The sequence below is a fragment of the Exilibacterium tricleocarpae genome (assembly GCF_007004655.1).
GTDB lineage: Bacteria > Pseudomonadota > Gammaproteobacteria > Pseudomonadales > Cellvibrionaceae > Exilibacterium > Exilibacterium tricleocarpae.
In genome coordinates, this window is sequence record NZ_ML660096.1 from 1 (window position 1) to 24,107 (window position 24,107).

Below are 24,107 nucleotides of genomic sequence, written 5' to 3' on the forward strand. Positions count from 1 at the left end.
ATTCACTCGCATGTAAATGGCATGCCAATAGCCAAAATGCTCTGGAAGCCCCCGCCACTTGCAGCCATGCTCGGCCATATACAACACGGCGTTAATCACCTGTATGTTCGGTATTTTTACATTTCCCCTCTGTATTGGCAGGAGATGTTCAATAATTTTGAATTGTGCTTTCGTGATTTCCATAGGCGCACATTCTATCAAAATTAGTGTGAACAGGCCCTAAGTAGGGCCTATATGGCGTAATACCTCTTCTCAACGCCGGATGAGTAACGCCTGCAACCTAGAAGTAAGTAACCTGTCAGGAAAGTAAACTCTGCATGGAAAGCGATGCAACCGCAAAATAGCCCATCGAACAGCTAAGCTCGTCAGCCACAAAGATGTCGAAGAGCGTTGTGCTCAGGATCAAACGCCTGCGGCCTGGCACTGTGGAGAAACATCGAACCTTCGTGGGAGGACTGGCGGAAACCCTCGCCGAGGTCGACGTCGACCAAGCCAGGTCTACTCTCAAGAGTATGTTCGGGCCGGTACAGGCCAGGCAGGCAGGGGAAAAGGTGCTTCTGGAAATCAAACACGGCGGCCTGGAGGCCGCCGTGCTGTGCGCCGCAGGTGCTCCTACGGACGGTAATGTGGTAGCGGGGGCAGGATTTGAACCTACGACCTTCGGGTTATGAGCCCGACGAGCTACCAGGCTGCTCCACCCCGCATCCGTAACTCGGTGAGATGTGTCACCTCAACCAAGGCCGTGCATTATAGGGGGCGACAGGCCCGGGGTCAACCCCTGCCAAACGATTAATTATTCTAGGTTTTTCAACGGCTTGGCTTAGATTCTTGATGGCAGGGTAAGATCAATCCGACACGCAATATCCCGGCATTTCAGACAGGAAGCCAGGCAGTCGATCGGGAGAAGGACATCAGCACCAGACAAAATAAGGCTAACCCGCTTGACGGGAGTGGGCGCGATACTCCAAAATCGTCGGGAGAAAAAAAAGAGAGTGCGTTTTATAGTTGATCTCCGCACTCTTAATAAGTGACGATGATGAGAGATAATGCAAGCCGGCTTGCGCCGCCTTACACACGTTAATATTGCAGCTACCGTGCCAACCTTAAGTTGGCACGATTACTTTTTAAAAAAACTAAGTTTTTCAACAGCTTGCAAGAAAAGACCTTAATTCCCGGGCAGTTTCTCGACCCGGCATGGGCAAAAGGTTATGCGCCAAAGAAAGTCAAAGTGGCGCTGACCGCACCAAATTGCAGCTCTGACTACCCTGCTCCACCCAGTCTATACACCCGTCTCAGTCCCGGGATCTGTAACGGTATTGTTGCTGTTGCTGTTGCTGTTGCTGTTGCTGTTGCTGTTGCTGTTGCTGTTGCTGTTGCTGTTGCTGTTGCTGTTGCTGTTGCTGTTGCTGTTGCACAGTATTTTTGCCGCTTTGGCTCCGGATACCCAGCAGTTCCTCCTCCAACACCGCCAGGCGACGCCTGGCCTTATCGGTAGATTCACGACCATCCAGTTCGACCAGCACTTTGCGCGCGGCCTCGAGTTGGGATTCCGCCAGGGCGTAGGTCTTCAAACCGATAAGACAACGCGCACGTTTCATATAAATCTCTGCCACTTCTACGCTATTGGCACCAAACAGAGATACCGCCAGCTTCGAGGCGTCTGCATAATGGGCCATGGCGTACTTGAAATTCTTCTTTGCAAAAGCGGCATCACCGCGCTTCAACACTGTATAGAAGGTTTTCAGCTCTTCGGACTCGCCGGTAATACCCGACAGCGTGAGGCGAAACGGCGGCTGACCAGTAACCTGCAAACTAAAATCCACTTCATAAGGCGTTCTGGTTCCCGTAACAGATTCTGCCGCGAGCCTGAATTCGGTGCTGCCCGTCGGTATCAATTCGATAGCCTGGTACCCGCGAGCTCCATGCTGGTACACCACAGTCTGATCAGCCCCGGTCAGCCTGAAGCGTTTGACCGCCGGAGAAAGAGTAATCGACCTGATCGAAAAATCGGTGACCAGCGACTGGTTGTCTATCGTCAAACAACATTCCGTCAGTGAAAAAGTAAAAGGTCCCACCGTCTGCCGTTGGCCCGCCTGCAGTTCTACATGCGCGCCGGCTGGAATGGCGGGTGTCTTCGTGCCGAACTCAATCAGGCTGTCAAAGCCGAGACGCGCACCGGCCAGCGCCAGACTCAAGCGCTGTGCATTATCGGCTCTCTCGGCAACACTCAATAGAGCCTTCTCAACCTCCTCTGTGTCCGCTCCCATATCCGCCAGGGCCTGCGAGGCCGCGCGGCTGACCGACTCGTCGGTGTCGCGTAAGAGACGCAGCAATACCGCCACGGCTTCGCTGTCGTGCCGATAGCCAATGCGCCCCAACGCCCAGGCAACGGCACTGCGAATAGCGGCATCTTCGCTGGACGCCTGGCTCAGCAGGTACCCCAAGGCCGGTGCGGCGCTTGACTCGCCGACTTCAGGGTAATTCACCAACCGCCCCATCCGGCCGATGGCATAAATGCTGTTAAAGTTGGACTGCTCAACGGCCGCTGCAACAATCGCGTCGCCGCCGAACGCGGCTTGAGCAGTCGCCAGTGACCCCAGGAATTTCGGCAGCTCGCCCCGGGCACTGTATTCGTCAAACGAGCCCGAGACGTCTTCCCGCAGCGTTGCAAAAACGGTCTCAAAAGCGTCTTCCGCCAACCCTTCGTCAACCAATGCAATACTTTTTAAGACATCGTTTTCCGTATAAGTAATAGTGCGTCCATCCGCAGAAAAAGCGGCATCGCCATAAACAAACCTACCGTCGACTCCCAGCAGGCACCGTTCTCCGAACAAGCGGCCACTGCTGCGCCAAAGACAGATTTCACGGGTGCTGACCGATGCCAGCAACTGACCGCCCAGCGCAAATACGACTTTCGAAAGCGCAGCCGAATGCCGCAGCGGCATCTCCGTCAAAGCGCCCATTTCGATATCCCACAAACGCACCTTTTGATCAGCGCCACCGGAGGCGAGCATGCGACCGTCGGGCGCAAAGGCGACACTGGTTACCGCAGCGCCGTGGTTGCCCAAAACAAGGCTTTCCAGGGTATCCACCGACAGTATTTCTATCGATCCATCCTCGCCACCCAAGCCAACCCATTGACCGTCGGGGGAGATATCAGCACTGACCGGGTATGGCACCGCCTGCCCGAGCCGCACCGGCTCTCGCTGCAGTCCGGGGATGATGTCAACCGTGCCGGCGGTGTCCAGAAACCACAGCAACGCGGCCCGATCCGCGCCGACACTCACCAACAACCCGCCGTCCTGGGAATACGCCAAGTGGGTTACAGGGCCCTGGTGATATGTGTGCGACTGCACGGCGGCAGCTCCCAACGCCCATAGGTGCAGGGAATTATCCTCCCCCCCTAACGCCAAGGCGCGACTGTCGGGAGAAAAAGACAGCGCCCGCGCTTGCCGTACCGGTGCAGTGATGGCAACCCGGTCTCCGGCGGGGGTGAGTAGGCGCAGCGGTTCGTCGCTCGCAAAACTTTCAGTTACAGGACTGTATTCGGATGTAGACAGGCGCTGGGGATCATCGATCTGGCGTGCAGCGGCGACAGCCAGCAGTCGTCCATCGGGTGCCAGTGCAAATGTCGCCACCTCGCGGTCGAGTTCCCGTCGGAGGTCCAAAAATTGTCTGTAATCCTGCAGCGTAAGCGCACCCCAACCGACCCCGAACGCCAGGGTGCCAAGCGCCAACGGCTTGAGCGGGAACTTTCGGTTTATCGGTGCACCCAGCCAGGATTTGATGCGCCGGTCGACACCCAGGCCCGTGCTGGTAAGCTTGCGGCCGGCCATAAAACCGACAAAAATTTTATCCAGATCTCCACCGCCGCCGGAGCGTGACGCGAAGTAGTCGTCAAACATTCGCCGCCACTGCCGGTCGGACAATCCCGTGGCAATATCCAACTCAAAGCCGGCCTCTGGATCGAGCAGTGCCGTTTGCAGCAGGCGCTGCAATGCCTGCCGGCAAGCGACCTGCTGGGCAGGATCGAGTTGCGCCAGAAAAACCAGCCGCAAATACTGCGGCAGCCGGCCGCGTCGAAACCAGGGCAGGCGCAACAGGGTCGCCGCCTGTATCACATCGGGCGGTTCCGACAGCCCCTGGGCCCGGGCGAGTTCGGCACCGAGAAATAGTGTCAGGTGCCAGTTGAGTTCCGGGTAAATACTGCAGGCAGCCCACCACTGGAAAGTGAATTCATCGAGATACTGCCGGAGATCGGTAACCAGTTGATCGGGATCGATCTTGGATTCTTCATCGAACCATAGGTCCTCATCATCCCCCAGCCCGGCGGGCAGACTGGGCAGCGAGGTCAGCCAACCCGGCAGGCCCGGCCGCCAGTCGCCGTCCTGCGGGTCGAGTGCAAGACTTTCGGAAAAAAACCTGATCCCGGTATCGGTGGCCGGCACCACCAACCAGCCGAGTCGCCACAGGGCCCGCTCGCGCGCGCCCCACTCGCCAAACGCGCGGGGCGTCAGCAATACCCGCTGTGGCCAAAGTTGCAATGGCTGCAACCAGGGCTGCAATTGAAAACTGAGCGGATCGACAAACTGGCTCGCATCGCCCATCACCACCAGCCGGTGGTTGGGGTGAGCCCCGAGTAGTTGTTTCAATTGCCAGTGCTGCTCCGCCGCATCGGGGCCGCGCCCGTAACAGTCGCGGGGATCGCGGTAAAAATGGTAGATATCCAGGTGCACACCCTGGTCCTGCAATTGATGGGTAAAGCTGTCGCTGAGCGACGCCCACTGGTCATCGACACTGTGGCGATCGATCAAAAACAGGTACTCCGGCACCCGGCCCCGGGTGCCGTAAACCGGTGTCCACAAACCCATTTTCGCAATCGTGGCCTGCAGTGTGGCATCGATGTCGAGGTCCCGCGAGGGCAATTGTACCTGCCGTCGCAGTTTCTGGGCCGCACGCGCGAAGCGGGCACCCCGAAACAGGTAATCGCGGTCGAGAGCCACCTTCAACCGCGACAGCGTCGGATGCTTGTCAGCCCTGAAACGATCCAGCCAGAACCTCCGCCTGCCGTGCCGGATATACAGCCAGCGCCCAAATAAAATCAAGGGCATAAACACAGTGATGAGCTTTAACCACGACGCCTTGTATTCCCGATCCGCCAGGGTGCGCTCAATCAGGTCAGCCTGCTGGCGGCCAACCTTCTCCTGCCAGGTCAGGCGGTCGCGTCGCAATCTCTCATCGATTTGGACCGCCACCCGCCTGATATCGGGCGATTCCACGGTTTCCGACAACCCGGCCACAGGTGGCGGTGGCACCGGTTCAGCCTGCCCCGCTGCAGGGTCAACCGGTTCTTTGGCCATAGGGGCAGAGGCAAACAGACTGCCCAGCAAGGGTCTGACCACATCCTCAAACATCGCCACTCCCAACACAAAACACAGACCGGCAACCAGCAAAATACCGGGTAATCTGCGCACTTTAGCAGCCACGTTAGCACGGGTACGTAACACCTCGCCCTTTGTCGCAGGCGCCTTGCTACCGGTTTTATCGGCGCCGGCTTTCGGTGCGCCCGCCCCGTGCCACTGCGCAAACAACCGGTAGAACTCTGCCTGCTCGGCGGGGTCGCTGGTAAAAATCGGCGCCAGCAGAAACTTCAGGCGGGCCGGGTCCTGGGGATAACTGCCCTGCTCAAGCAGGTGTAAACGCAAGCGCTCGGCATCCAGCAAATTTTCCGGGCCGATATTGAAACCACTGTCACGCAAGGTGAAAAACAGTCGGTTTAAATCCAGGTGGGCGGCCATCGTCAGCCGTCGAAGCTAAGCTGCGGCAAGAGTTTGCGGGCCTTGGACTGGTCATTTTGCAGCTTGAACAGCGCCGTGACACAGGGATCTATCCAATCGGTCTTGCGCCGCAAGTGATCGTCGACCCGGTAGCCCCTGTCCATCAGAACCAGCAGCCAGTTGAGCAGCTCCGAAGTGCCGGGCTTGCGCTCAAATCCGTTGCGCGGCAACTGGATCTGTTCCATCACCTTCAACGCATCGGTCAGCAGGGGACTGGTGGAATCGAACGCTTCAAGGCGCAGGCTGACAATCTCGCGCAGCTCCTGTTCAGAGGGGGCGGGCATATGAAAATAAGTGCAGCGACGCAGGAAAGGCGCCGGCAGGGACTTTTCCGAGTTACTGGTAATCACCACTACCGGCGCATAGGCCGGTTCGGCCTGCAACTCCAGATTGCCCAGTTCCGGCACTTTAAAGTACATGCCCTCGATTTCATTGAGAATGTCATTGGGCACATCCCGCGGCGCCTTGTCGATCTCGTCGATCAACACCAGTGAACGCCGCTGGCCCGGATGCTGAAAATCACCGGGCGTGGCAGCTTGGTAATGCCCCGGGGCGTTGGCGAACAGGATCGCCTTGCCGAGCGCCTGATACTCTATGTAATCCACGGCGCCGCGACGCTGCCCGAGTGCGGCACCCTGTGTCGCCCCACCCATTTGCGCGGCCTGAAAGCGCCCGACCGTGTCGTACTGATAGAAAAGATCCCGCGCCACGGTGGTGGACTTGGTTTCGAACTTCAGCGGCGCCCCCAGGTTGAGTTCGTAGGCGAGATAATAAGCCAACTGGGTTTTGCCGGTGCCCGGTTCCCCGGTGACCAGCAATGGCTGGCCCAGGGTCAGCGCGACGTTGACCGCATCCACCAGTTCAGGACGCACGCGATATTTTTCCGGCGCGGTCAGCGCACCGCGCCGGGAGACCGGAAGCCCCACGCCCAGGTCCGTGCGTTTTTTCTCGGGGTTTCCCGTAAAGTACGGATAAGAGACATGGTCCATGGTCTGCTCCACTGTCCGATTACTGTTCTACTCACTGCAAAAGCGACACACCTGCAGTCGTCAGGTGTAATAAGCGCGATTCAGCGCCGCCTTCAAAGCCTCGCAAATGGCGCCGAGGCGTTTACCGCCCGGCTGTTCGTCGAATATTGTCTGAATATTGCGACGCAGGTCTTCCGTATCCATATTGGGTACTTTGTCCTGGACGTGGTTGTATATCCACGCGTCCGCATCGTCCCAGAAGATTTCTGACAAATCGTCCAGCACGACCAGGGTATCCCGGTATGCATTATCGCGGCGCAGTTGATCGACAAAAGACCGCATGGCTTTGGTGGTCGGGTGAGAGGCGTCGTCCGGATAGACCAGGCAGATAATGGCACTGAGAAAATAGTCGCTTTCAATCGCCGGCGCCCGGTGCCAGTAATCAATCCAGTCGCTCAATATCTGCCGGCTGGTGCCGCTCCAGCAGCTCTCGGTGACACGATAGCGAAAGCTGTAAGGCGTACCCAGCTTATAAAACTGGTTGATAATGTCATAGGTCGCGGGCGCCGCGGCGTTGCCGCGGTTCTTTCCCACCGGGAACAGGCGCTTGAACCAGCCCGTATCCGCCGGTGTGCCCACCTTGGCAATGGGCAGGCTGCAAATGGCTTTGTGGGCATGATAGATCAGGTCATCGAGTTGGTAAAAGTCCGGCTGCCAGGCCAGCTTTTCAAACCGGTGGGAGCTGGTGCGGACAATTTTTTCCTGATTGAGTGCCACTGTCATCTCGTCGGGCACCAGGGCATCGTGATAACGACGTAAAAAATACTCGTGACGGTCGATATCGAAACCGGGGATAACACAGACCAGCGGCCGTTGATTAGCGCGACCCAGCCGCTGTTGCACGGCTTTGCACAACGCACTGCTAGGGTGAGTGCGGTCGATCAGACTGCGCAACGCCCTGACCGTCTCCCCGTCCAGCTCCGGCCGCGGGCCGCCGGCGTAGTTGACGGTGACATGATCGCCCACAATCATATCGCGTCCGACAGAACCGATTGTTTCAATATTTGTCACGATACTTTATTTGTCACGATACTTTATTTGTCACGATACTTTATTTGTCACGATACTTTATTTGTCACGATACTCTATTTGCCACGATACTCTATTTGTCACTATCCTTTCCGCGCTTGTTCAGTCGCCGCTCTAAATGACCAGGGCCGCCACCCAGGCGCCGATCGCCGCCACCGACTTGGCAAAGCCGAGCCCGTTACTGGCCAGCGTCTCGAGGGACTCAAATGCGCTCGAGGCCTTTTCGATACTGTCGTTTAGGCCGGCAGCATCGTTGTTATCCGCTGCCTCGGCGGCTTGCGACATAAAGCGTTGAATAAGCTGGTGTTGTTCGGCGAGCGCCTGTTGAAACTGCACCAGTTGCTGTTCCAACTCGGCGATCTTTTTCTGGGCGGTCTGCTTATCGTCGGCCGTTTGGATCTGGCACTCGCGATAGTGATAGCTGGTGGTGGCGGCATCCCCGTGGACAACGCTCACCTCATTTCCCACGACCACATCGCCGCCCACACTGCCTATCGACCCGATACTGGGTCCGTTCTTATCTGTTGGCATGCCCGCTCTCCGTGTTTTAGGCAATTTTATTATGAGGCTATCGAGCCCGTGAATGCCGGATAGTTTACCTCATCAACAATTAAACGCCATATCACCGTTCGATGGAGTGCCATAGTTGGTTTCTTTGCGGTGAAATAATCACCCTCAAGAGATGATTCTGGCGACACTCCCGCCATCGGGCACTGCGCGGTAATTGCGCAATCCCGGACACGTTTATCACTCCAGGCCTGCCTATACTGGCTCCGAGGACATCGGCTCAAAAGAGGCGGTGCCAACTTATCGACCCACTTCTCCGATAAACACATCCAGGCACTCGAGGCACGAGATGGCATTTTCCGGCGCGTTGCGCCTGTCAGAAATACTGCGCAAGTTCCGTTGGTCTATCAGCATTACCTGGCTGCTTGTGCTGTTGGAAAACATGCTGCTGGCATTGGTACCGCTGCTGATTGGCTTGGCCATCGACGGGCTGCTGGCCGACCGACTGGAGGAGCTTTGGCTGGTGGCGGGGGCACTGGCGGTATTGACCCTGGTGGGTGTTATGCGGCGCGTTTACGACACGCGGATCTACAGCGCTATCCGTATCGCCGTCTGTGCCACCCTGGACCGACGCCATCGACGGCAGCCGGTCTCGACCAGAAATGCGCGCCTGGCTATGGTGCGCGAGTTGGTGGACTTTCTGGAAGAAGAACTGCCCGAAATATTGACCGCCGTCGTGCAAATACTGGTTGCACTGGTAGTATTAAGTCTGTTTTCGATTCACCTGGGTGCTGCCGCCATGGCATTTACTGTTGGCATTGTTGCCACCTACGGTTTTTTCCAGCGGCGTTTTTTCCGCTTGAACGCCGCCCTCAACGGACAGGTGGAACGCCAGGTCGATATTTTGTCCCGCCCCGGCGCCACGGGCCTGCGCCAGCACCTGCGCGCATTAAAAAGTTGCGAAGTGCGGCTATCAGATGCCGAAGCTTTCGTATACGGCCTGATATTTTTACTGGCAATTGGTTTTATCGTCTACAACCTCTGGTTTAGTGCCCAGCTCCCCACCATCACTACCGGCAAGATCTTCGCCATTATCAGCTACTCCTGGGAATATATTGAAGCGGCAATTGTATTACCGATTGCGTTGCAGCAATGGGCCCGCCTGCACGAAATCACCGAGCGAATAAATCGCCGGGAACCGGCGGCAGGCGGAGCAGTATCCCAGTGAAGCGCATCGACCTTAAAACCGCAGTCAAACAACACAAGTGGTTTATCGCCGCCATTGTGGTATTCAGCGGCACGGTGACGTGGCTATCTTTCTATGAGGCCGAGGCACCGCTGCCGGCCGGCGACAACGCTGCACTATTACCGGTGACTGTCGTTGCCCTGGAACCGGAAGCCAAAACCTTATCGATCACTACCACCGGCATCACCGAAGCCCGCTGGCCGACCAGTGTCGTCGCGGCGGTGGGCGGTCGGGTGGAGATGCTGGCCACAGAGGCGGAACCCGGCAACCTCGTATCCCGCGACCAAACGCTGCTGCAACTGCGCTCGACCGACTACCGTGCCGCAGTGGATGCCGCCGCCAGCCGCCTCGCCGATGCCAGGCTGACGCTGGCCCGCGAACAGCACGAGCAAACCGTTACCCTGAAAACCGGCGGCCGCCTGACCACGCCTTTTGCCCGTCGCGAACTCCAGGTGGCGGCGGCTAAAGCGGAAGTCAACGCTGCCGAAAGCGCCCTGGCCGATGCCCGCCAGCGATTGTCGGACACCCATGTAAAAGCGCCGTTTACCGCCATTGTCCTCGAGCGTCACGTGACCCCGGGGCAATGGGTGCAAACCGGCGAGCCGTTGTTGCGGATTGCCGCCAGCGAATCCCTCGATGTGCGGGTGGAATTACCCGCTCGGCTCTGGCAACGCTTGGGTAATGTGAGTTCGCGCACACAAGCGGAAGTCATCACGCCCACCGGTGGGCGCTGGCCGGCCGGCGTGCGTTACTTGAGCCCGACACGGGAGCGCGAAACGCGCCAGCGCAGCCTGATCTTAAAAGTCGCCACGCCCTATCAAGGGGAACATCCCCTGCTGCCGGACCAGCAGGTTGATGTCGTGTTTAGCGGACCGGCTCAAGCGGATGTCTTCGCAGCGCCCGCCTCAGTCCTGACAACAGACGGACAAGTTTGGACCGTGGACGCCAATGGCCAATTGGTATTAGAAGATATCGAAATTTTACACGAGGGTATAAACCGGGTTCTGATCCGCTTTGAATCGCGCCGGCAGCAGCCGCGTCGCCTGGTGCGCTACCCCCTCGGATCAATGCTGGAGGGACAGCAGGTGGCGCCCGAACCGGAACCGCTGCGGAGCCACCCGTCATGACATGGCTGACCCGTTGGTTTCTGGACAATCCCGTCGCCGCTAATCTATTGATGGTGCTGATCCTTGTCGGCGGCACCTTGTCGCTCGGCACATTGCGGGTGGAAAGCTTCCCCCAGACACCGCCCACGCAACTGGTGATTTCGGTGGTCTACCCCGGCGGCACTGCCCGCCAAGTGGACGACAGCATCACCCAACGCATCGAGGACGCCATCAGCTCTGTGGCCGGCGTCCACCGCATCACCAGCGAGTCCCGCCCCGGACTGGCCACCATCCGGGTCAAAAAAACCACCGGCACCGACCTGGATCGCCTGATGGAAGACGTGCGCAACCGGGTCGACAGTATCGTGGGGTTTCCCGCCCAGGCGGAACGGCCACAGATTTACCGCGACGAGTTTACCAATCTCGCAGCGTTCGTACTGGTGGCCGGTGATATGGATGCGGATGTGCTCCAGCGCGCGGCGACCCGGGTTGAGCGGGCCTTGAAAAGCAATCCGGCAATTTCCCAGGTCACCAACCTGGGTAAACGCCAGCCGCAACTGTTGATAGAACCGCATCCTGAAACCTTGAAGCGCTATGGTCTGGGCTTGGAAAACCTGGCCGATCAAGTCGGCGCCTGGTCGCTGGAATACCGCAGCGGCGAATTGAAAACCGCCCACGGCAAGCTGGTGTTGAAAGGCGACGGCTACGCCGACAACCTGCTGCAGTTGCAACGCCTGCCGGTGGTCACTACCGGCGCCGGCACTGTCACCCTCGGCGATGTTGCCCACATCCGTCGCACCTATGAGGAAGACGATGCCCGGGTTCGCTACCAGGGTCAGGCCGCCATCGCCCTGTTGGTGTCCACCAGTACCCGGGACAACCTCTTTCATGTCAGCGCCGCGGTGCAGGAAGAACTGGCTGCTATCAAAACCGCGTTGCCGGTCGGCGTCAGCCTGGATGTCATGGCCGATATGTCGCCCTATATCAAAGAACAGCTCGATCTGCTGAGCACCAATGCCTGGCAAGGTTTGTTGATTGTGTTGGTATTGCTGGGGCTGTTTCTCGACGTCAGGCTCGCATTCTGGGTGGCACTGGGCATCCCCGTTTCCATCGCCGGCGCCCTGTGGTTGATGGATATGCCCGGCATCGCCCAGAGCATCAACGATATCACCCTGTTCGGTATGATCCTGGTGCTGGGCATCCTGGTAGACGATGCCGTGGTAGTCGGGGAAAGTATTCACGCCGCCCGCCAGCGCCTCGCCGACCCCAGGGCGGCGGCACAGGCCGGCGTGGAGTCGGTGGCGGTTGCCACGGTGTTTGGCGTGCTCACCACCATCGCCGCCTTTTCACCCATGCTGTGGATCGACAACGAACTGGCGCGGGTGCTGGCAGGCTTTTCGATGGTCGTGATTCTGGCCTTGATATTTTCCCTTATCGAAAGCAAATTTATTTTACCCTCCCATCTGTGCTTATCCGCGCCGGAGGCCGGCAAAAGGCACCGCCTGACCAAGGCGACCGCCTACCTGCAAGCGAAGTGCAGTGCTGCGCTGGAAACATTCTCCCGGGGCGCTTACCTGCCGCTGCTGAAATTTTCCCTCGGTCACCGCGGTGCCATATTATTGCTGTTCACCACAGTGTTAATCCTCGCTTATGGCTTGTTGCTCAACGGGCAGATCCGCAGCACTTTTTTCCCGGAGATTCCGGGCCGCTACGTCACTGCCACCGTGACCATGAATCAGGACGCGCCGCTGACGCTGACGCTGCGCAACGCCGGTCAACTGGAGGCGGCCCTTAGTGACATCAATCGCGGGTTACAACGCCGGTATAAAATGGAGGCGCCGCCGGTGGCACGCCAGTTGGTGTTCGTGGACGGTGCCGCCGAGATCGAGTTGACCGCAGAGCTGAGTGCGGAAGCCCTGCGCAAATTGCCCGGAAAAACTTTTCTACAGGCATGGCAAGCAGCGACTGGCGCGCTGGAGGGGAGTTACGCCAGCCGTTACTCCGCCGCTGACGATGTTGCCGGCGGCACCTTGCTGGCGGTGTCAGCCCCGGAACGCGAACTGGCCAGGCGAGCAACAGCGGCCCTAAAAAAAGCGTTATCGGCGTTGCCCGGTGTCAATGATGTCTACGACGATGGCCAGGGCGGCCAGCGACAACTGGAACTCGCCATCAACGCCCGCGGGCGGCAACTGGGCCTGGACAAGTACCAACTCGCCACCCTGGTCGGCGGCGCCTACGGCGGTCTCGAGGTCAACCGGCTGCTGGCCCGGGGCGAGGATACCAAGGTGTTGGTGCGGTTTGCCGAGCGGCAGCGCCGCACCCTGGAGCAGTTGATGTCGACACCGGTATCGCTGGGCAACGGCAACTTCGTGCCTCTCGGCGAAGTCGTGGACAGTCGCTTCTCGCGGCAACCGGAGACCGTATACCGGCGCAATCGCAGCGAGGTGGTAAACGTCTACTGGCGGCAGGACCGCGGGCTGATGTCGCCGGAAGCAATCTGGGCAACGCTGCAACAGGAGGCGGTGCCGGCCCTGGAGCGGCGATATCCCGGCGTCAGTATCAGCGCCCTGGGTGAATTTGAGGAAATCACCGAGGTGCAGGCAGGGTTCAAAAAGGCCATGTTACTGACATTGTTGCTTATCTATGCGTTGTTGGCCATTCCGCTGAAGTCCTACTGGCAGCCGTTGATTATCATGTCGGTGATTCCCTTTGGTTTTGCCGGCGCGATCTTTGGACACGGACTTATGGGGCTGCCGGTCAGTATTCTCTCGCTGTTTGGGATGATGGCCATGACCGGCGTGGTAATCAATGACTCGCTGGTGCTGATAACGCGTTTCAATCAATTGTTTCGCGACGGCATGCCGTTGCGGGAGGCACTGATCGAAGCGGGCCGCAGTCGGCTGCGGGCTATCTTCCTGACCACCGCCACCACCGCGTTCGGTTTGTTGCCCCTGCTCAGTGAAACCTCTGAACAGGCACAGTATCTGAAACCGGCGGCGGTGTCGCTGGTGTTCGGCGAACTGTTTGCAACACCCATCACCTTGTTGCTGATCCCGGTGCTGCTGCACTTTGGCCACCTTCGCCGCGATAGTGTACAGCCGGTCAGTGAACTAAAATTAACGGTGTAGCTGCTGCGCCCTAAACCGCTATTACTATGACCATTGAGACAGACACCCCCGTCAGCCTGGTGCCCGAAGACCACCTGTTATCGATGCTGCCACCGTTTTGGAAACAGCGGTTTGAACGGGCCCTGACTTTTTTAATGGACACACTGGAGCGAACACCGCCGCCGTCCTGGCATGAAGTCGCTAAGCACTGTGCGGTATCGCCCTACCATTTCCACCGCATGTTCCGCATTGTCTTTGGGGAGACCCCGGCCCAATACTGCCGGCGCATCCGCCTGCGACTGGCCGTCACTTTGCTGTTTAACGAGCCCGACTTGTCGATCACCGACATTGCCCATGCCTGTGGCTTTTCCGCCTCCCAGGCACTCGCCAAGGCCCTGCGCCGGCAGTTAGGTTTATCCGCCAAGGCCATTCGTGCCATGCGCAGCAGCGGCGACACCAGCGACATCGAGGAATTATTGCTGCGGCTCGGGCACCCCGCCCCCCATCGCAAAGGCAGTGTGGAACGGGACTTAGCCGATAAACTCAGCTTTCATGTGCAAGGCTTCCCGCAACGGGAGCTGCAGGTCACATCGGTGTCACCGCCAAGCGACGGCAATATCATCGCCGCTACACGAGGCAAAGCCGGCGGCCGCTCGCAGGACCTGGTTCTGGTGATGGCGCTTGAAGACTACGACAAGCCTTTTGCCCAACAGACCGTGCGCGCCGGCTATTATGCGCCAGACGCCGCCGGCGCCAACTACCGTCTGCCGGCCGGCCCCTATCTTTGCTGCCGGGTGGCTCTGAGCAGTGAATCGGGTTATATCGCAGCCTGGGATGCGCTGTACGCGCATATGATAAAACACGATCTGGAGCCGGACGATGACGGCCACACACTTGAGATCGTTCACAACCCGGCCAGCTTGTCGGTGGAATCAGATGAAATGGCGGAAATGAGTTTGAGCGTGCGGCTGAAACCTCAACCCGCCAACTGCAAACTTGATCCTACAATCAAAAGCGGGGGCCAGTAACAGCACCAACCGGGCCCTTAATTCAGCGGCTGGAACTCTGAAAAAACCGTCTTGGCCATGGGTATATCCGCTAAAGGTACATAGTCACAGGCCTCGTCGTATTCCCGCCACAAATCGGCAACCACCGGATTGTCATGGGCTTTTTGCATGGCTTCGGCAGATTTCCACTCAAAAACCTCGATAATCGTGCCATCGCCGGCTTGCATGACGACGGGTCGCCTGTCAGTCACAAAACCCTCCGCACGCAGGACTGTTACGTGTTTTTCCGTCAGTGCCGCGAGCACGGCTTCTTTCCCCGGCTTGGGCCGGTACCCCACGATTACGATCTTCCCCATGGCCAGTTTCCTCCGCCAGCTATAGATTGCTTGCCGTTTTTTAAACGCATAACAACTATAAATGGCAACTATAAAAGGTCAGCTCTTTATACTGAATTCACTTCTCCAACCACACGTTTACCACAAAGATCATCATAACGGCTTTATGCGCACTGTAAAATACTCTTCTGTTGTCGCCCAGCAAGCCACAATACCACCCGGACAAGGCGGGGCGAGACGGTCAGAAACACAGCCGGAAAAAGAAGCGCCGACTGCCGCCGGCGCTTGATAATGGACGGACTATCTAACGAAAACCAGCCATCGTATTGCGGCGCAGAACATGCACGCGCTCGTTGTCGGAAAAGCTGGAGTTACCCAGGGCTCCGCCGTTAAACGTTTGATCATCGGTGGAGAAAAACCCGATGCGGGGCTGGGGATTGCTGCTCACCGCCATCACCGTGCGGAAATTGCGGCCCGAATTGACGAAGCCGTGCCCAAACGCAAACGGTGTGGTGGTGGGGTCGTTGTCGTGCCTGGCACCAAAAAGATGGCCGATTTCATGGACAAACGTAAAATTGGTACAGATATAACGGGTTACAAAAAACCCGTTGCTCTGCCCACCGCCAATGGCATTTACCCGGCCACACAAGCCATCACCGCTGTTGTCGGTGATATGTCCTACCAGATCGGCGCCGGTGGAGTTGCGCAGGGAGCCTGCAAACTGATCGAGATAACCGTCATTAGGGGCCCTGATGGCAATGGTGTTGGCGGTAACACTGGATAACTCGGTTCTACCGGAGCTGTATTTTCCCGCATCCTGCAAGACGATCGGCACCCCGTTGTTGGCGTAGACATCATTGGCCTGGGCCAGGAAGAAGTTCATACGTGCCACCATATTGCTGGTGCCAAATCGACTGAGCGCATTGCTGGAGGTCACCTGCAATAGCCGGATAACCGTGGGCGCGACCATATTTACCTCACCGACCGATATCTTGGCCGTATCCATTAGAGTGGGTAGTTCCAGAGCAGGCGTATCGTCCTGCACACCCAACTGACTGAAATCGCGCTCCACCAGAAGGTGCTTGCCCGCCTCTGTCGTCATAATCTCAAAGGTGCGCCCGTCAATATTGATTTGACCGAACACATTGTTTTCACTTCTGACAAACACCGCTCTGTTGACCTGTTTGTTACGCCCTTTGGATAGGGCTCCGACGTCTACTTTGCCGGTCCATGCCTGGTATTCGGGATTGATCCAGTAACTCCTGGACTGCTCGATCGAGTAAGTCCGCCCGGGCCCGAAAGCAACCAGGAGGGCTGACGTGGCACCGTCCAATAGCGCCGCATTCAACGCGATGGCATCGGTGGACACCACACTCGCATCCTGTGCCAGCGAAGCCACCAGGGTATCGGCGGCCAGAGCCTGTTTGGCAGTACTCCCCTGCAGGCTGAATAACTGCGCAGCAACTGTCGCCACAGGTTTACCCCGATCCAGGGATTGAGGTTGTGCCAGTGCTGATTGGGAAATAACTGATTGAGAGAGGAGTAGTCCCGCTAGCACGGAAACTATTCCCAAAGTGGGCGTTTTCATGTTGAACATCCTTTAAGGCAAATGCCAGAATTGAATAAGATGGATTTTTGTTGTGGCCGCAATGCGATGTTTTAGTAATACGCGGCTTTTAGATTTATAGGAGCTGCCTTTGGCTAACGCAAATCTACCTGGAATCTTGGATGACTATATAGTTAATATAGGCATGGTCTTTTTTATCAAAGCTGACACGACAACCCGCAAAGAGGAGACAAATGAAAAAACTCCTGACACATTAGATAGATGTTGCGGAACAAAAACTCTAAATGAAGTCAGCACTAGCCTTTCACCGATCTTAACCAGCCCTGACTTTGCCCCGCTTTTGCATTTGGCGCGATAGTAAGCGCCGCCAACCTGCAGCGATACAATCCGGCCGACCTGCGTTGACATCAAATAACAGACTTGCTCGCAAAAACCCTAAGCATATTGCTACTACGCGCCCTCTTTGGCAGGACAACGCGATACAGGGGCGCAGTCAATTCAAGCTTTACAATAATGTGACTTTTACTTAGATACTCCGACTTGTGAAAAATAACACATACATTGAGTGAGTATTCACACTGATACTTCTGGCCTGGTATGTCTACTATCTAGGTGCAATGGATTAGCTACAATGGTGCAGTCATGTATTACCTATCAGACAATGATGTTGATCCCCCCAGCGCCCCGGGGCTGTTCGAGGGCCCGGTATTTATCCGCTATCTGGCATGTTTAATCCTGTTGTTTTTGACCTTGCCTGCTTATGCAAAGAGTGATCTGCATGCCCTAGAAAACCACTTTGCAAACAGCTACGGTCTAGATAGAGCAAAAACTGCCGCGAAAATTGCCCTGACGCTTCGACAAGCAGATGCGGACCGGGCTTTACACTATGCGCAAGTCGCGCTTGAGCAGCTGAAAACCACGTCGCACGTCGCCACGGAGGCCAATGTAATTAATACTATCGCGGTGGCTCACCTTCAAAAACGGGAATACGACGCCACCATTAACTACGCTAAACAGGCTTTACAGTTGGCCGAACAGTTCAATCTTCCGCTGGAAGAGGCCAGGACCCTAAACACGCTCGGTGCGCTGAACTGGTACCGCGGCGACCTCGATAGAGCCAAAGATTTGTTCGAAGCGTCACTGGCCCTACGCAAGCAACACAAGGTTTATGCAGAACTATCTCCCGCCCTTAACAACCTCGGCGTAATAGAAGAAATACAAGGACGCTATAACAAAGCCATTGAGTTTTACTTGCAGGCCATAGACTACGCGGAACAAATCGGTAGCGATGAGCAGTTAGCCCGCCCGATCACAAATCTCGGTGTACTCAACCAAATGTTAAGGAACTTCGATAAGGCCTTACTGTTCTATCAGCGCAGTTTAGTTTTAAAGCTAAAGGCAGGAAATTTGGTTGGAGCCGCGATCGCACATAACAATATTAGCGAAATTCAAATAGAAAAAGGGGAATATCAAGAGGCTATCAACTCCCTACAATCCGGATTAAATCTGCTTGATAAAATCGAAGCACCACAGGAAGAAGCGCTGCTGCTAGTCAACAGCGGCAGTGCTTATCTACGCCTTAACGACCCGGACAAAGCGTTTGAATTCTTTGCTCAAACCCGAGACCTGGCCAGTCGATTCAGTGCCAGTGAAATTGATATCTACCTGGCCCAAGGTTATGCTCGGGCCTACCTGCAAAAAGGCCAGCTGGACCAGGCCCTGGAAAATGCGCAAAACTTCCTGACCCTCGCGCAAGAAAAACAAGATCGCAAAAGCATCAAGAAGGCACAACACTTGCATTACCGAATATATAAGGAAAAGCAACTCTATGCCCGGGCGCTATCAGCACATGAAGAATTCCATCGCCTGCATGACGAACTGGCAAATAAAGAGAGCACTAACTATGTCGCAAGACTGCAGGCAGAATTCGAGACGGAAAAGAAGGAAAAAGAACTGGCGGTCTTACAGAGACAAAATGCCCTGCAGGAAATCAACATAAAGCGTCAGGAATTTATCCGCAACCTTGTTGCAGTTTTGAGCGTCTGTAGTTTACTTGTTGGTTTCTTTGTCTACCGTATGCGCACGATACGGGTAAAGGCCGCCGTGTTAGAGAGAAAGGTCGCAGAACGCACCCGGGACATTCAGCAAAAGAACTCTGCTATCGCTGAGCTATTAATACAAAAGGAACAACTCCTGGATAAAAAGAATCTATTGTTCTCCACCGTTTCGCATGAACTCAGAACACCTCTGACCCTGATTACAGGGCCCCTAAAACAGCTAATAAAAAGCACACACAGCAAGCAAACCAAATCGGTTCTCAACAGCATTCATCGAAACGCAGCACGCCTGTGCCGTATGGTAGACCAACTACTGGACCTGGCTCGACTAGATATACAAGCAGAATCTATCGGAGAGCCAGTTGATGTTGGCGCAGCTATAGAATTTTTAGTAGCCAGTATGGAGGCACTCTTTCAAGGACATCAAATCACCCGAAGCATAAAGACTGAAAAAGACATCTGGATAGAAATGGCACCGGAAGCCCTGGAAAAAGTGATTGTTAATTTGGTATCCAATGCTATTAAATACACCTCTAGCGGAGGCAAAATAAGCGTTACCGCAGAAGCAAGAAATGACACCATCGTTATCTCTATTAGCGATACGGGTATCGGCATTGCACAAGACCAGCATCAAAGAATTTTTGAACGTTTCACCCGGTTGGAGAACCCGCTGAGCAAACCCGTGCCCGGTGCCGGCATTGGGCTTGCTTTAGTTAAGGAATTGACAGAACGCTATCACGGAAAGATAGAGTTGACCAGCGAAGTCAACCAGGGCAGCACATTTACACTTATTTTTCCCGCAACTACACCAACCGCAGCCACCAGGCAGAAATATCTACGCTCCACCGCTTGCGAAAATGAACTCGCTGTACAATTACCAGTGACACATGCACCTTTGGAGGTGCCTGATTTCACAGCCGACACCTCTGCAAGGCCGACACCTCCACCGGCAAGAGCCAGCACGGTCCTGATAGTGGAAGACAATGACGAAGTGCGTACTTTTATCGGCAATCATCTCAATAGTTACTACCACTGTCTTTACGCTGAAGATGGAAAACAGGGAGTGAGCCTGGCGATCAAAGAGGTTCCGGATCTGATCATCAGTGATTTGATGATGCCTCATGTTAGTGGCTTAGAACTTGCTGCAACCTTAAAAGAGGAACAGTTAACGTCTCATATACCTGTCATTATATTGACGGCAAAGGGTGACTCTGAGACAAGATATACTGCATGGCGAAAAAATGTTGATGAATACATCGAAAAACCCTTTGATGCCGATGAGTTGATACTGCGCTGTGAGAATATTCTAAGTATACGCCGACTCCTTACACAGCGGTTCCGCCCGGAAGAGTTGGTTATAGAAGATCCAGAAAATAGAAGCAAAGAGAAGATGGACATTGCACCCGTCTGCTTTAGTCCGCGGGATAGGGAGTTTTTGGACAAGCTTTACTGCTACCTGGAGAAAAACCATTTCGAAAGCGGACTGAATGCAAGTCTTATCAGCAAGGCTCTCAACATAACAGAAAAGCAATTACAGAGAAAAATAAAGGCTCTTACCAATGAAACAATTCCAGCCTGTGTGCGAAACTTTCGTCTTAAAAAGGGTGCGGAGAAGTTAACGGCGGGGGCGAGCATAACCAGCGTTGCCTATGATGTCGGATTTTCATCTCCAAGCTACTTTAGCACAGCGTTTGCGGCGCGTTACGGGTGCTCTCCCAGCGACTATCAACTTGAGAAACGGAAGTTAACTAAAGAAACTGTCAAAAAGGCGAAAGCCGGCGCAAGCGCCGGCTGATCATTTCGCAATTTTATCTATTTTTCTTTCTCGGGCTGCAGATCGCTATTTATAAGTTCAATAGTCAGACCACCGAGCACTTCCGCACCTTTTTTACCCTCGATAAGTTGCACAACACCTATATCGCCAACCGCCTCTTTCGATTGCGAATACACATGCAAGGTAACCAGCCTTTCAGCCCCGGCTTCCATGCGGAATGGTTTTTGCCAGTCAAACCCTTCAGCTTGCAATCCCACCAATTCCTGCAAGCGTGGGTCCACAATCAACTCTAACCAGGTCTCGATAACACGCCGGGTGGGGTTGCGTACAAAGAAGCGGAAGCTGCCGCCCTCTGCTACAGAAGTGTCCAGATTATGATAATTTCTGTGCGTAACATTGTTGTCGTTGGGTGTTAAGGTGTCAGCCAGGAAAATACCTGTCGAAAGTGAGTCGACAGGGTCATTGTCGGCATTTGTCACCGCCAGCAAGCAATAGTGGTTCGCCAGCGCCGGATCATAGCTTGGTGCGTCAAAGTCAAAGCGCGCAATTCCCGCAGCATCCGCGGCTGTACCTGCAACACTTGCACCCGAGTAAGGTATCTGGTCGATCTCACAGTAGTCCAACCCGGTTCCATTACAGGTCATTGAAGTCCAGGGATTCGCCGCCAGAGCAGAGTCATTGGGATATTGCGTCCAGAAATCTGCATTAAGTGCGGGCAAAGCTGTACCGAATTGCGTCCACATTAATTTGACGCTGATATTCTCCGCCGTCGTGTAGCCCCGATTGCGCACTCTCACGTAAGCGCGGTTGACATCGCCCGGCGCCAGACTCGGCTTTTCATCGATAAAGGCATCGAATGTCGCCGCAGTGGGTGGCACTTGATAGGGCGGCGCATCCACTTTGATATCTTCACTTCGCCAATGACCGATAAAGCTGCGCGGTGAATCGAACTTCACATTGCTTTTTTGCTGGCCCAGATAACCTGTCGTATTTCCCCAATCCAGCCGGTTATCGCGTACAAATATATCGACGCCACTGCGCCCGTCGCCGCTGGAACTGACAACGCGAACGGCTTCATAAGCATTGGTTCGCCCATAGGCATGAGTGGTGCTGAAGCCAGTGTCGGTATCGTAGGTCGCGGTATCGGGTACAATTTTGTCGGCAGTATCCTGGATAAGGTTTTCAACCTGGGTTGGATTTAAAGCGTTATCCGCAGACAGGATCAAACCGGCAATCCCCGCTGTGAACGGACTTGCCGAAGAGGTGCCGCCGAAACAATGCGTGTAGTCCCTGTCAGCGGGGTCCGCCTGCGCGCAGGGCATTGGGGGGGGATTGTTAAGATTGTAGCCGGCATTGCCGGTGCGGTCCGTTGTCGTGATATTCTTTGTCCCCATAAACGGCGCCGAATACCCACGATGGCTCGGTGTCAGAATATCCACACAATTGCCCCATGCGGACTCGGTCACTTTCTGGTCTAAATTGGTTGAGCTGGAAACGGCGACCACGCTGTTCAATGAGGGATAGGATGAAACACACCAGCCGCTCGAGTTACCGTTACCAGCGGCAAAAAAGATCGTTACACCACTGGCATTAGCGTTATTAATAGCGGCTGCAACACCCGCAGAGACAGAGCCGAACGGCGAACCATGCCCCCAACTGTTATTCATAATATCGACATCCATCATGGCGACATAGTCAAACGCCGCAATGCGAGCCGAATCGGGGAAGCCGCCATAGGTGCGACGCAGTGGCATCCACCGGCATTGCGGACAGGCACCGGCAACGCCTCTGGAGTTGTTGGCGCGCGCAATGGCAACACCACTCACCGCGGTACCATGGCTTTCTGTACCCTGCGCACTCGGGTTATTATCGCCGCTGCCAAAATCCCAGCCGTTAACATCATCGATAAAGCCGTTACCGTCATCATCGACACCATTGCCTGCAATTTCACCCGGGTTGACATAAAGGTTCGCTTGCAGATCCTCATGATTTATATCGGAGCCATCATCAAAAACGGCGATAACAATACTGCTCGAACCCAGACCAAAGTCCCAGGCCCAGGAGGTATCTGCGTCCGCATCAACCAAACCGCCGAGCTGGCCGGTATTGCGATGGTGCCATTGCTCGCCGAAAAAGGGGTCAATAGGTGTGGTCTCGAAAGGGATCTCGACCTTCCAATAATTTGGGTGCGCATACTCCACCACTCCTGTCTTCATATATTGCTCTATCAATGCCATAACCCCTTCCCTGCCCGCCGGAATTGAGACGATATATTGGTTGGGCATTATTTTAAGCGGGGCACGTTCGATCTTTACGTCAAGTTCCTGGTTGAGCTTTCTGATCTCTTCTGCAGACATTTCCTTGTTGAACGCTACAATGACCTGCATGGGAATAAGAACAGGGTTGCTCCTTACGCCGTCATATCCAAGTAAGCCCACTTCGCGCACAACTTTTTGCCGCTGAAACTGATTCTTTATCTCTTCGGCTATCTGTTCCAGCTCCTCCCGCTCGCGATTACCTCTGCTATACAAGCTATACATGTTTTCGTTTTTTGATTCCACAGAAAATCCGTATTGCTGCGCTATCTCATCCATTGCGCCACGATCGCCCTCCTCACCGGTGACTACAGCCAGAGCATTAGGCGTCACGCGACTCCCTTCATTTGCATAACTTATATGAACAGTGAAAAGTAGAAATGAAAGACATAGCAATATATATTTATTCATAATATTTTGCTCCATAGCTTCGCTAATTTAATTCCAATACACTCGCCGGGAAAGATATCGTTTACCTAACGGCTGACCTAAAGCACCTGTTTTCTTGCACCAGCCACTACTGCTTTACAACCTGACCAATTTCTTTTTCAAGGAAATACATTTGCTTGGCAAATCCTTCCAGATCAAACTGCGAGTTCAGCGTTTCCAAAGCCTCGTTGTATTGCTGAATCCGGTACTCGTCCACAAGACTTTTTACTTTCTCAAAATTTCGGGGATAGATAAGCTCGATAAGATCTTCCCGCAAGTAAGGGCAGGATTCGCAGCCTGGGTCCGGCAGGGGAATCTTGACTTCAGGAACAGCGAAGACACGTGGATCGATATAAAGTGAAATGCACGGTATTTCACTGACGACCGAATAAGTAGGCGGGCTATACAACGATTTCACGAGGCCTCTCTGGCTCTCGCAATCTGAATAAGTTGGCCCGGAAAAAGTTACGTCGAAGTCATTGACTCCGTTGGTGAAGGTTACGGAACCGTGCCAACCGAACATTTGCGCGTAAGCAGAGTGCGCACCAATAAATAGAAACGCAACAATAGCTAAGAATTTTATTTTCACAATTATTTCCTCATTAAATACAATCTTATTCCGCGGATTTATGCACGTTTTGTCAGCGCTAAATCTGGTGATAGCGAAAACAGGTACATTCACGACGAATTGTATTTTTTAGGAGGAAGGCCGCATCCAATATTAGGACAACTTCATTTACTATTCGGACAAATTGGTCGCGTG

The 24,107-nt window shown here is 55.0% G+C and carries 15 protein-coding genes and 1 tRNA gene; 6 read left to right on the forward strand and 10 right to left on the reverse strand.

All coding sequences use genetic code 11. From position 1 onward, the window contains the following. The 6 genes from FKG94_RS15835 to FKG94_RS15860 form a co-directional block, all read right to left on the reverse strand. On the reverse strand, positions 1 to 183 hold a 183-nt coding region (locus FKG94_RS15835; protein ID WP_142905308.1), incomplete at its 3' end, for a transposase. Positions 184 to 627: 444 nt separating this feature from the next. After that, positions 628 to 704 (reverse strand) — tRNA-Met (locus FKG94_RS15840). Positions 705 to 1,292: 588 nt separating this feature from the next. Beyond that, entirely contained in the window at positions 1,293 to 5,798 is a 4,506-nt protein-coding gene (locus FKG94_RS15845) for a HEAT repeat domain-containing protein (RefSeq protein ID WP_142905309.1), read from the reverse strand. A gap of 2 nt (positions 5,799 to 5,800) precedes the next feature. Next, positions 5,801 to 6,826: an AAA family ATPase gene (locus FKG94_RS15850; protein WP_142905310.1), complete on the reverse strand. Its 1,026-nt coding sequence runs from the start codon at positions 6,824 to 6,826 to the stop codon at positions 5,801 to 5,803. Between the two features lie 60 nt (positions 6,827 to 6,886). Further along, positions 6,887 to 7,837 carry a hypothetical protein gene (locus tag FKG94_RS15855; RefSeq protein ID WP_142905311.1) on the reverse strand — a complete coding sequence of 317 codons (951 nt, stop codon included), beginning with the start codon at positions 7,835 to 7,837 and terminating at the stop codon, positions 6,887 to 6,889. Positions 7,838 to 8,008: 171 nt separating this feature from the next. Then, complete coding sequence (locus tag FKG94_RS15860) at positions 8,009 to 8,425, reverse strand: hypothetical protein (RefSeq protein ID WP_142905312.1); 417 nt, start codon at positions 8,423 to 8,425, stop codon at positions 8,009 to 8,011. A 325-nt stretch (positions 8,426 to 8,750) separates the two neighbouring features. Between FKG94_RS15860 and FKG94_RS15865 the strand changes: the two genes are divergently transcribed. Genes FKG94_RS15865 through FKG94_RS15880 form a run of 4 tightly spaced genes read left to right on the forward strand, consistent with a single transcriptional unit; the run spans position 8,751 to position 14,888 of the window. After that, positions 8,751 to 9,629: an ABC transporter six-transmembrane domain-containing protein gene (locus tag FKG94_RS15865; RefSeq protein WP_142905313.1), complete on the forward strand. Its 879-nt coding sequence runs from the start codon at positions 8,751 to 8,753 to the stop codon at positions 9,627 to 9,629. After that, positions 9,626 to 10,774 (forward strand): efflux RND transporter periplasmic adaptor subunit, encoded by a 1,149-nt coding sequence (locus FKG94_RS15870; RefSeq protein ID WP_179957675.1) that lies wholly within the window; start codon positions 9,626 to 9,628, stop codon positions 10,772 to 10,774. The genes FKG94_RS15865 and FKG94_RS15870 overlap by 4 nt, the downstream gene beginning before the upstream one ends. Further along, positions 10,771 to 13,881: an efflux RND transporter permease subunit gene (locus FKG94_RS15875; RefSeq protein ID WP_142905315.1), complete on the forward strand. Its 3,111-nt coding sequence runs from the start codon at positions 10,771 to 10,773 to the stop codon at positions 13,879 to 13,881. The genes FKG94_RS15870 and FKG94_RS15875 overlap by 4 nt, the downstream gene beginning before the upstream one ends. Positions 13,882 to 13,907: 26 nt before the next feature. Further along, positions 13,908 to 14,888, forward strand: coding sequence for a helix-turn-helix transcriptional regulator (locus FKG94_RS15880; protein WP_142905316.1), 981 nt, complete (start codon positions 13,908 to 13,910; stop codon positions 14,886 to 14,888). A 17-nt stretch (positions 14,889 to 14,905) separates the two neighbouring features. On the opposite strand, the gene FKG94_RS15885 is transcribed toward FKG94_RS15880, so the two are convergent. Together FKG94_RS15885 and FKG94_RS15890 are read right to left on the reverse strand one after the other, a co-directional pair. Continuing rightward, on the reverse strand, positions 14,906 to 15,223 hold the full coding sequence (locus FKG94_RS15885; protein WP_142905317.1) for an antibiotic biosynthesis monooxygenase family protein: 318 nt from the start codon (positions 15,221 to 15,223) through the stop codon (positions 14,906 to 14,908). Between the two features lie 283 nt (positions 15,224 to 15,506). Then, entirely contained in the window at positions 15,507 to 16,676 is a 1,170-nt protein-coding gene (locus FKG94_RS15890; RefSeq protein WP_179957676.1) for a M12 family metallo-peptidase, read from the reverse strand. A 223-nt stretch (positions 16,677 to 16,899) separates the two neighbouring features. Between FKG94_RS15890 and FKG94_RS15895 the strand changes: the two genes are divergently transcribed. Together FKG94_RS15895 and FKG94_RS15900 are read left to right on the forward strand one after the other, a co-directional pair. After that, on the forward strand, positions 16,900 to 17,127 hold the full coding sequence (locus FKG94_RS15895) for a hypothetical protein (protein WP_142905319.1): 228 nt from the start codon (positions 16,900 to 16,902) through the stop codon (positions 17,125 to 17,127). A 284-nt stretch (positions 17,128 to 17,411) separates the two neighbouring features. After that, entirely contained in the window at positions 17,412 to 20,621 is a 3,210-nt protein-coding gene (locus tag FKG94_RS15900; protein ID WP_142905320.1) for a tetratricopeptide repeat protein, read from the forward strand. A gap of 17 nt (positions 20,622 to 20,638) precedes the next feature. On the opposite strand, the gene FKG94_RS15905 is transcribed toward FKG94_RS15900, so the two are convergent. Both FKG94_RS15905 and FKG94_RS15910 read right to left on the reverse strand, forming a co-directional pair. After that, complete coding sequence (locus FKG94_RS15905; protein ID WP_142905321.1) at positions 20,639 to 23,341, reverse strand: S8 family serine peptidase; 2,703 nt, start codon at positions 23,339 to 23,341, stop codon at positions 20,639 to 20,641. 91 nt (positions 23,342 to 23,432) lie between these two features. After that, positions 23,433 to 23,933, reverse strand: coding sequence for a hypothetical protein (locus FKG94_RS15910; RefSeq protein ID WP_142905322.1), 501 nt, complete (start codon positions 23,931 to 23,933; stop codon positions 23,433 to 23,435). Positions 23,934 to 24,107: the final 174 nt, after the last annotated feature.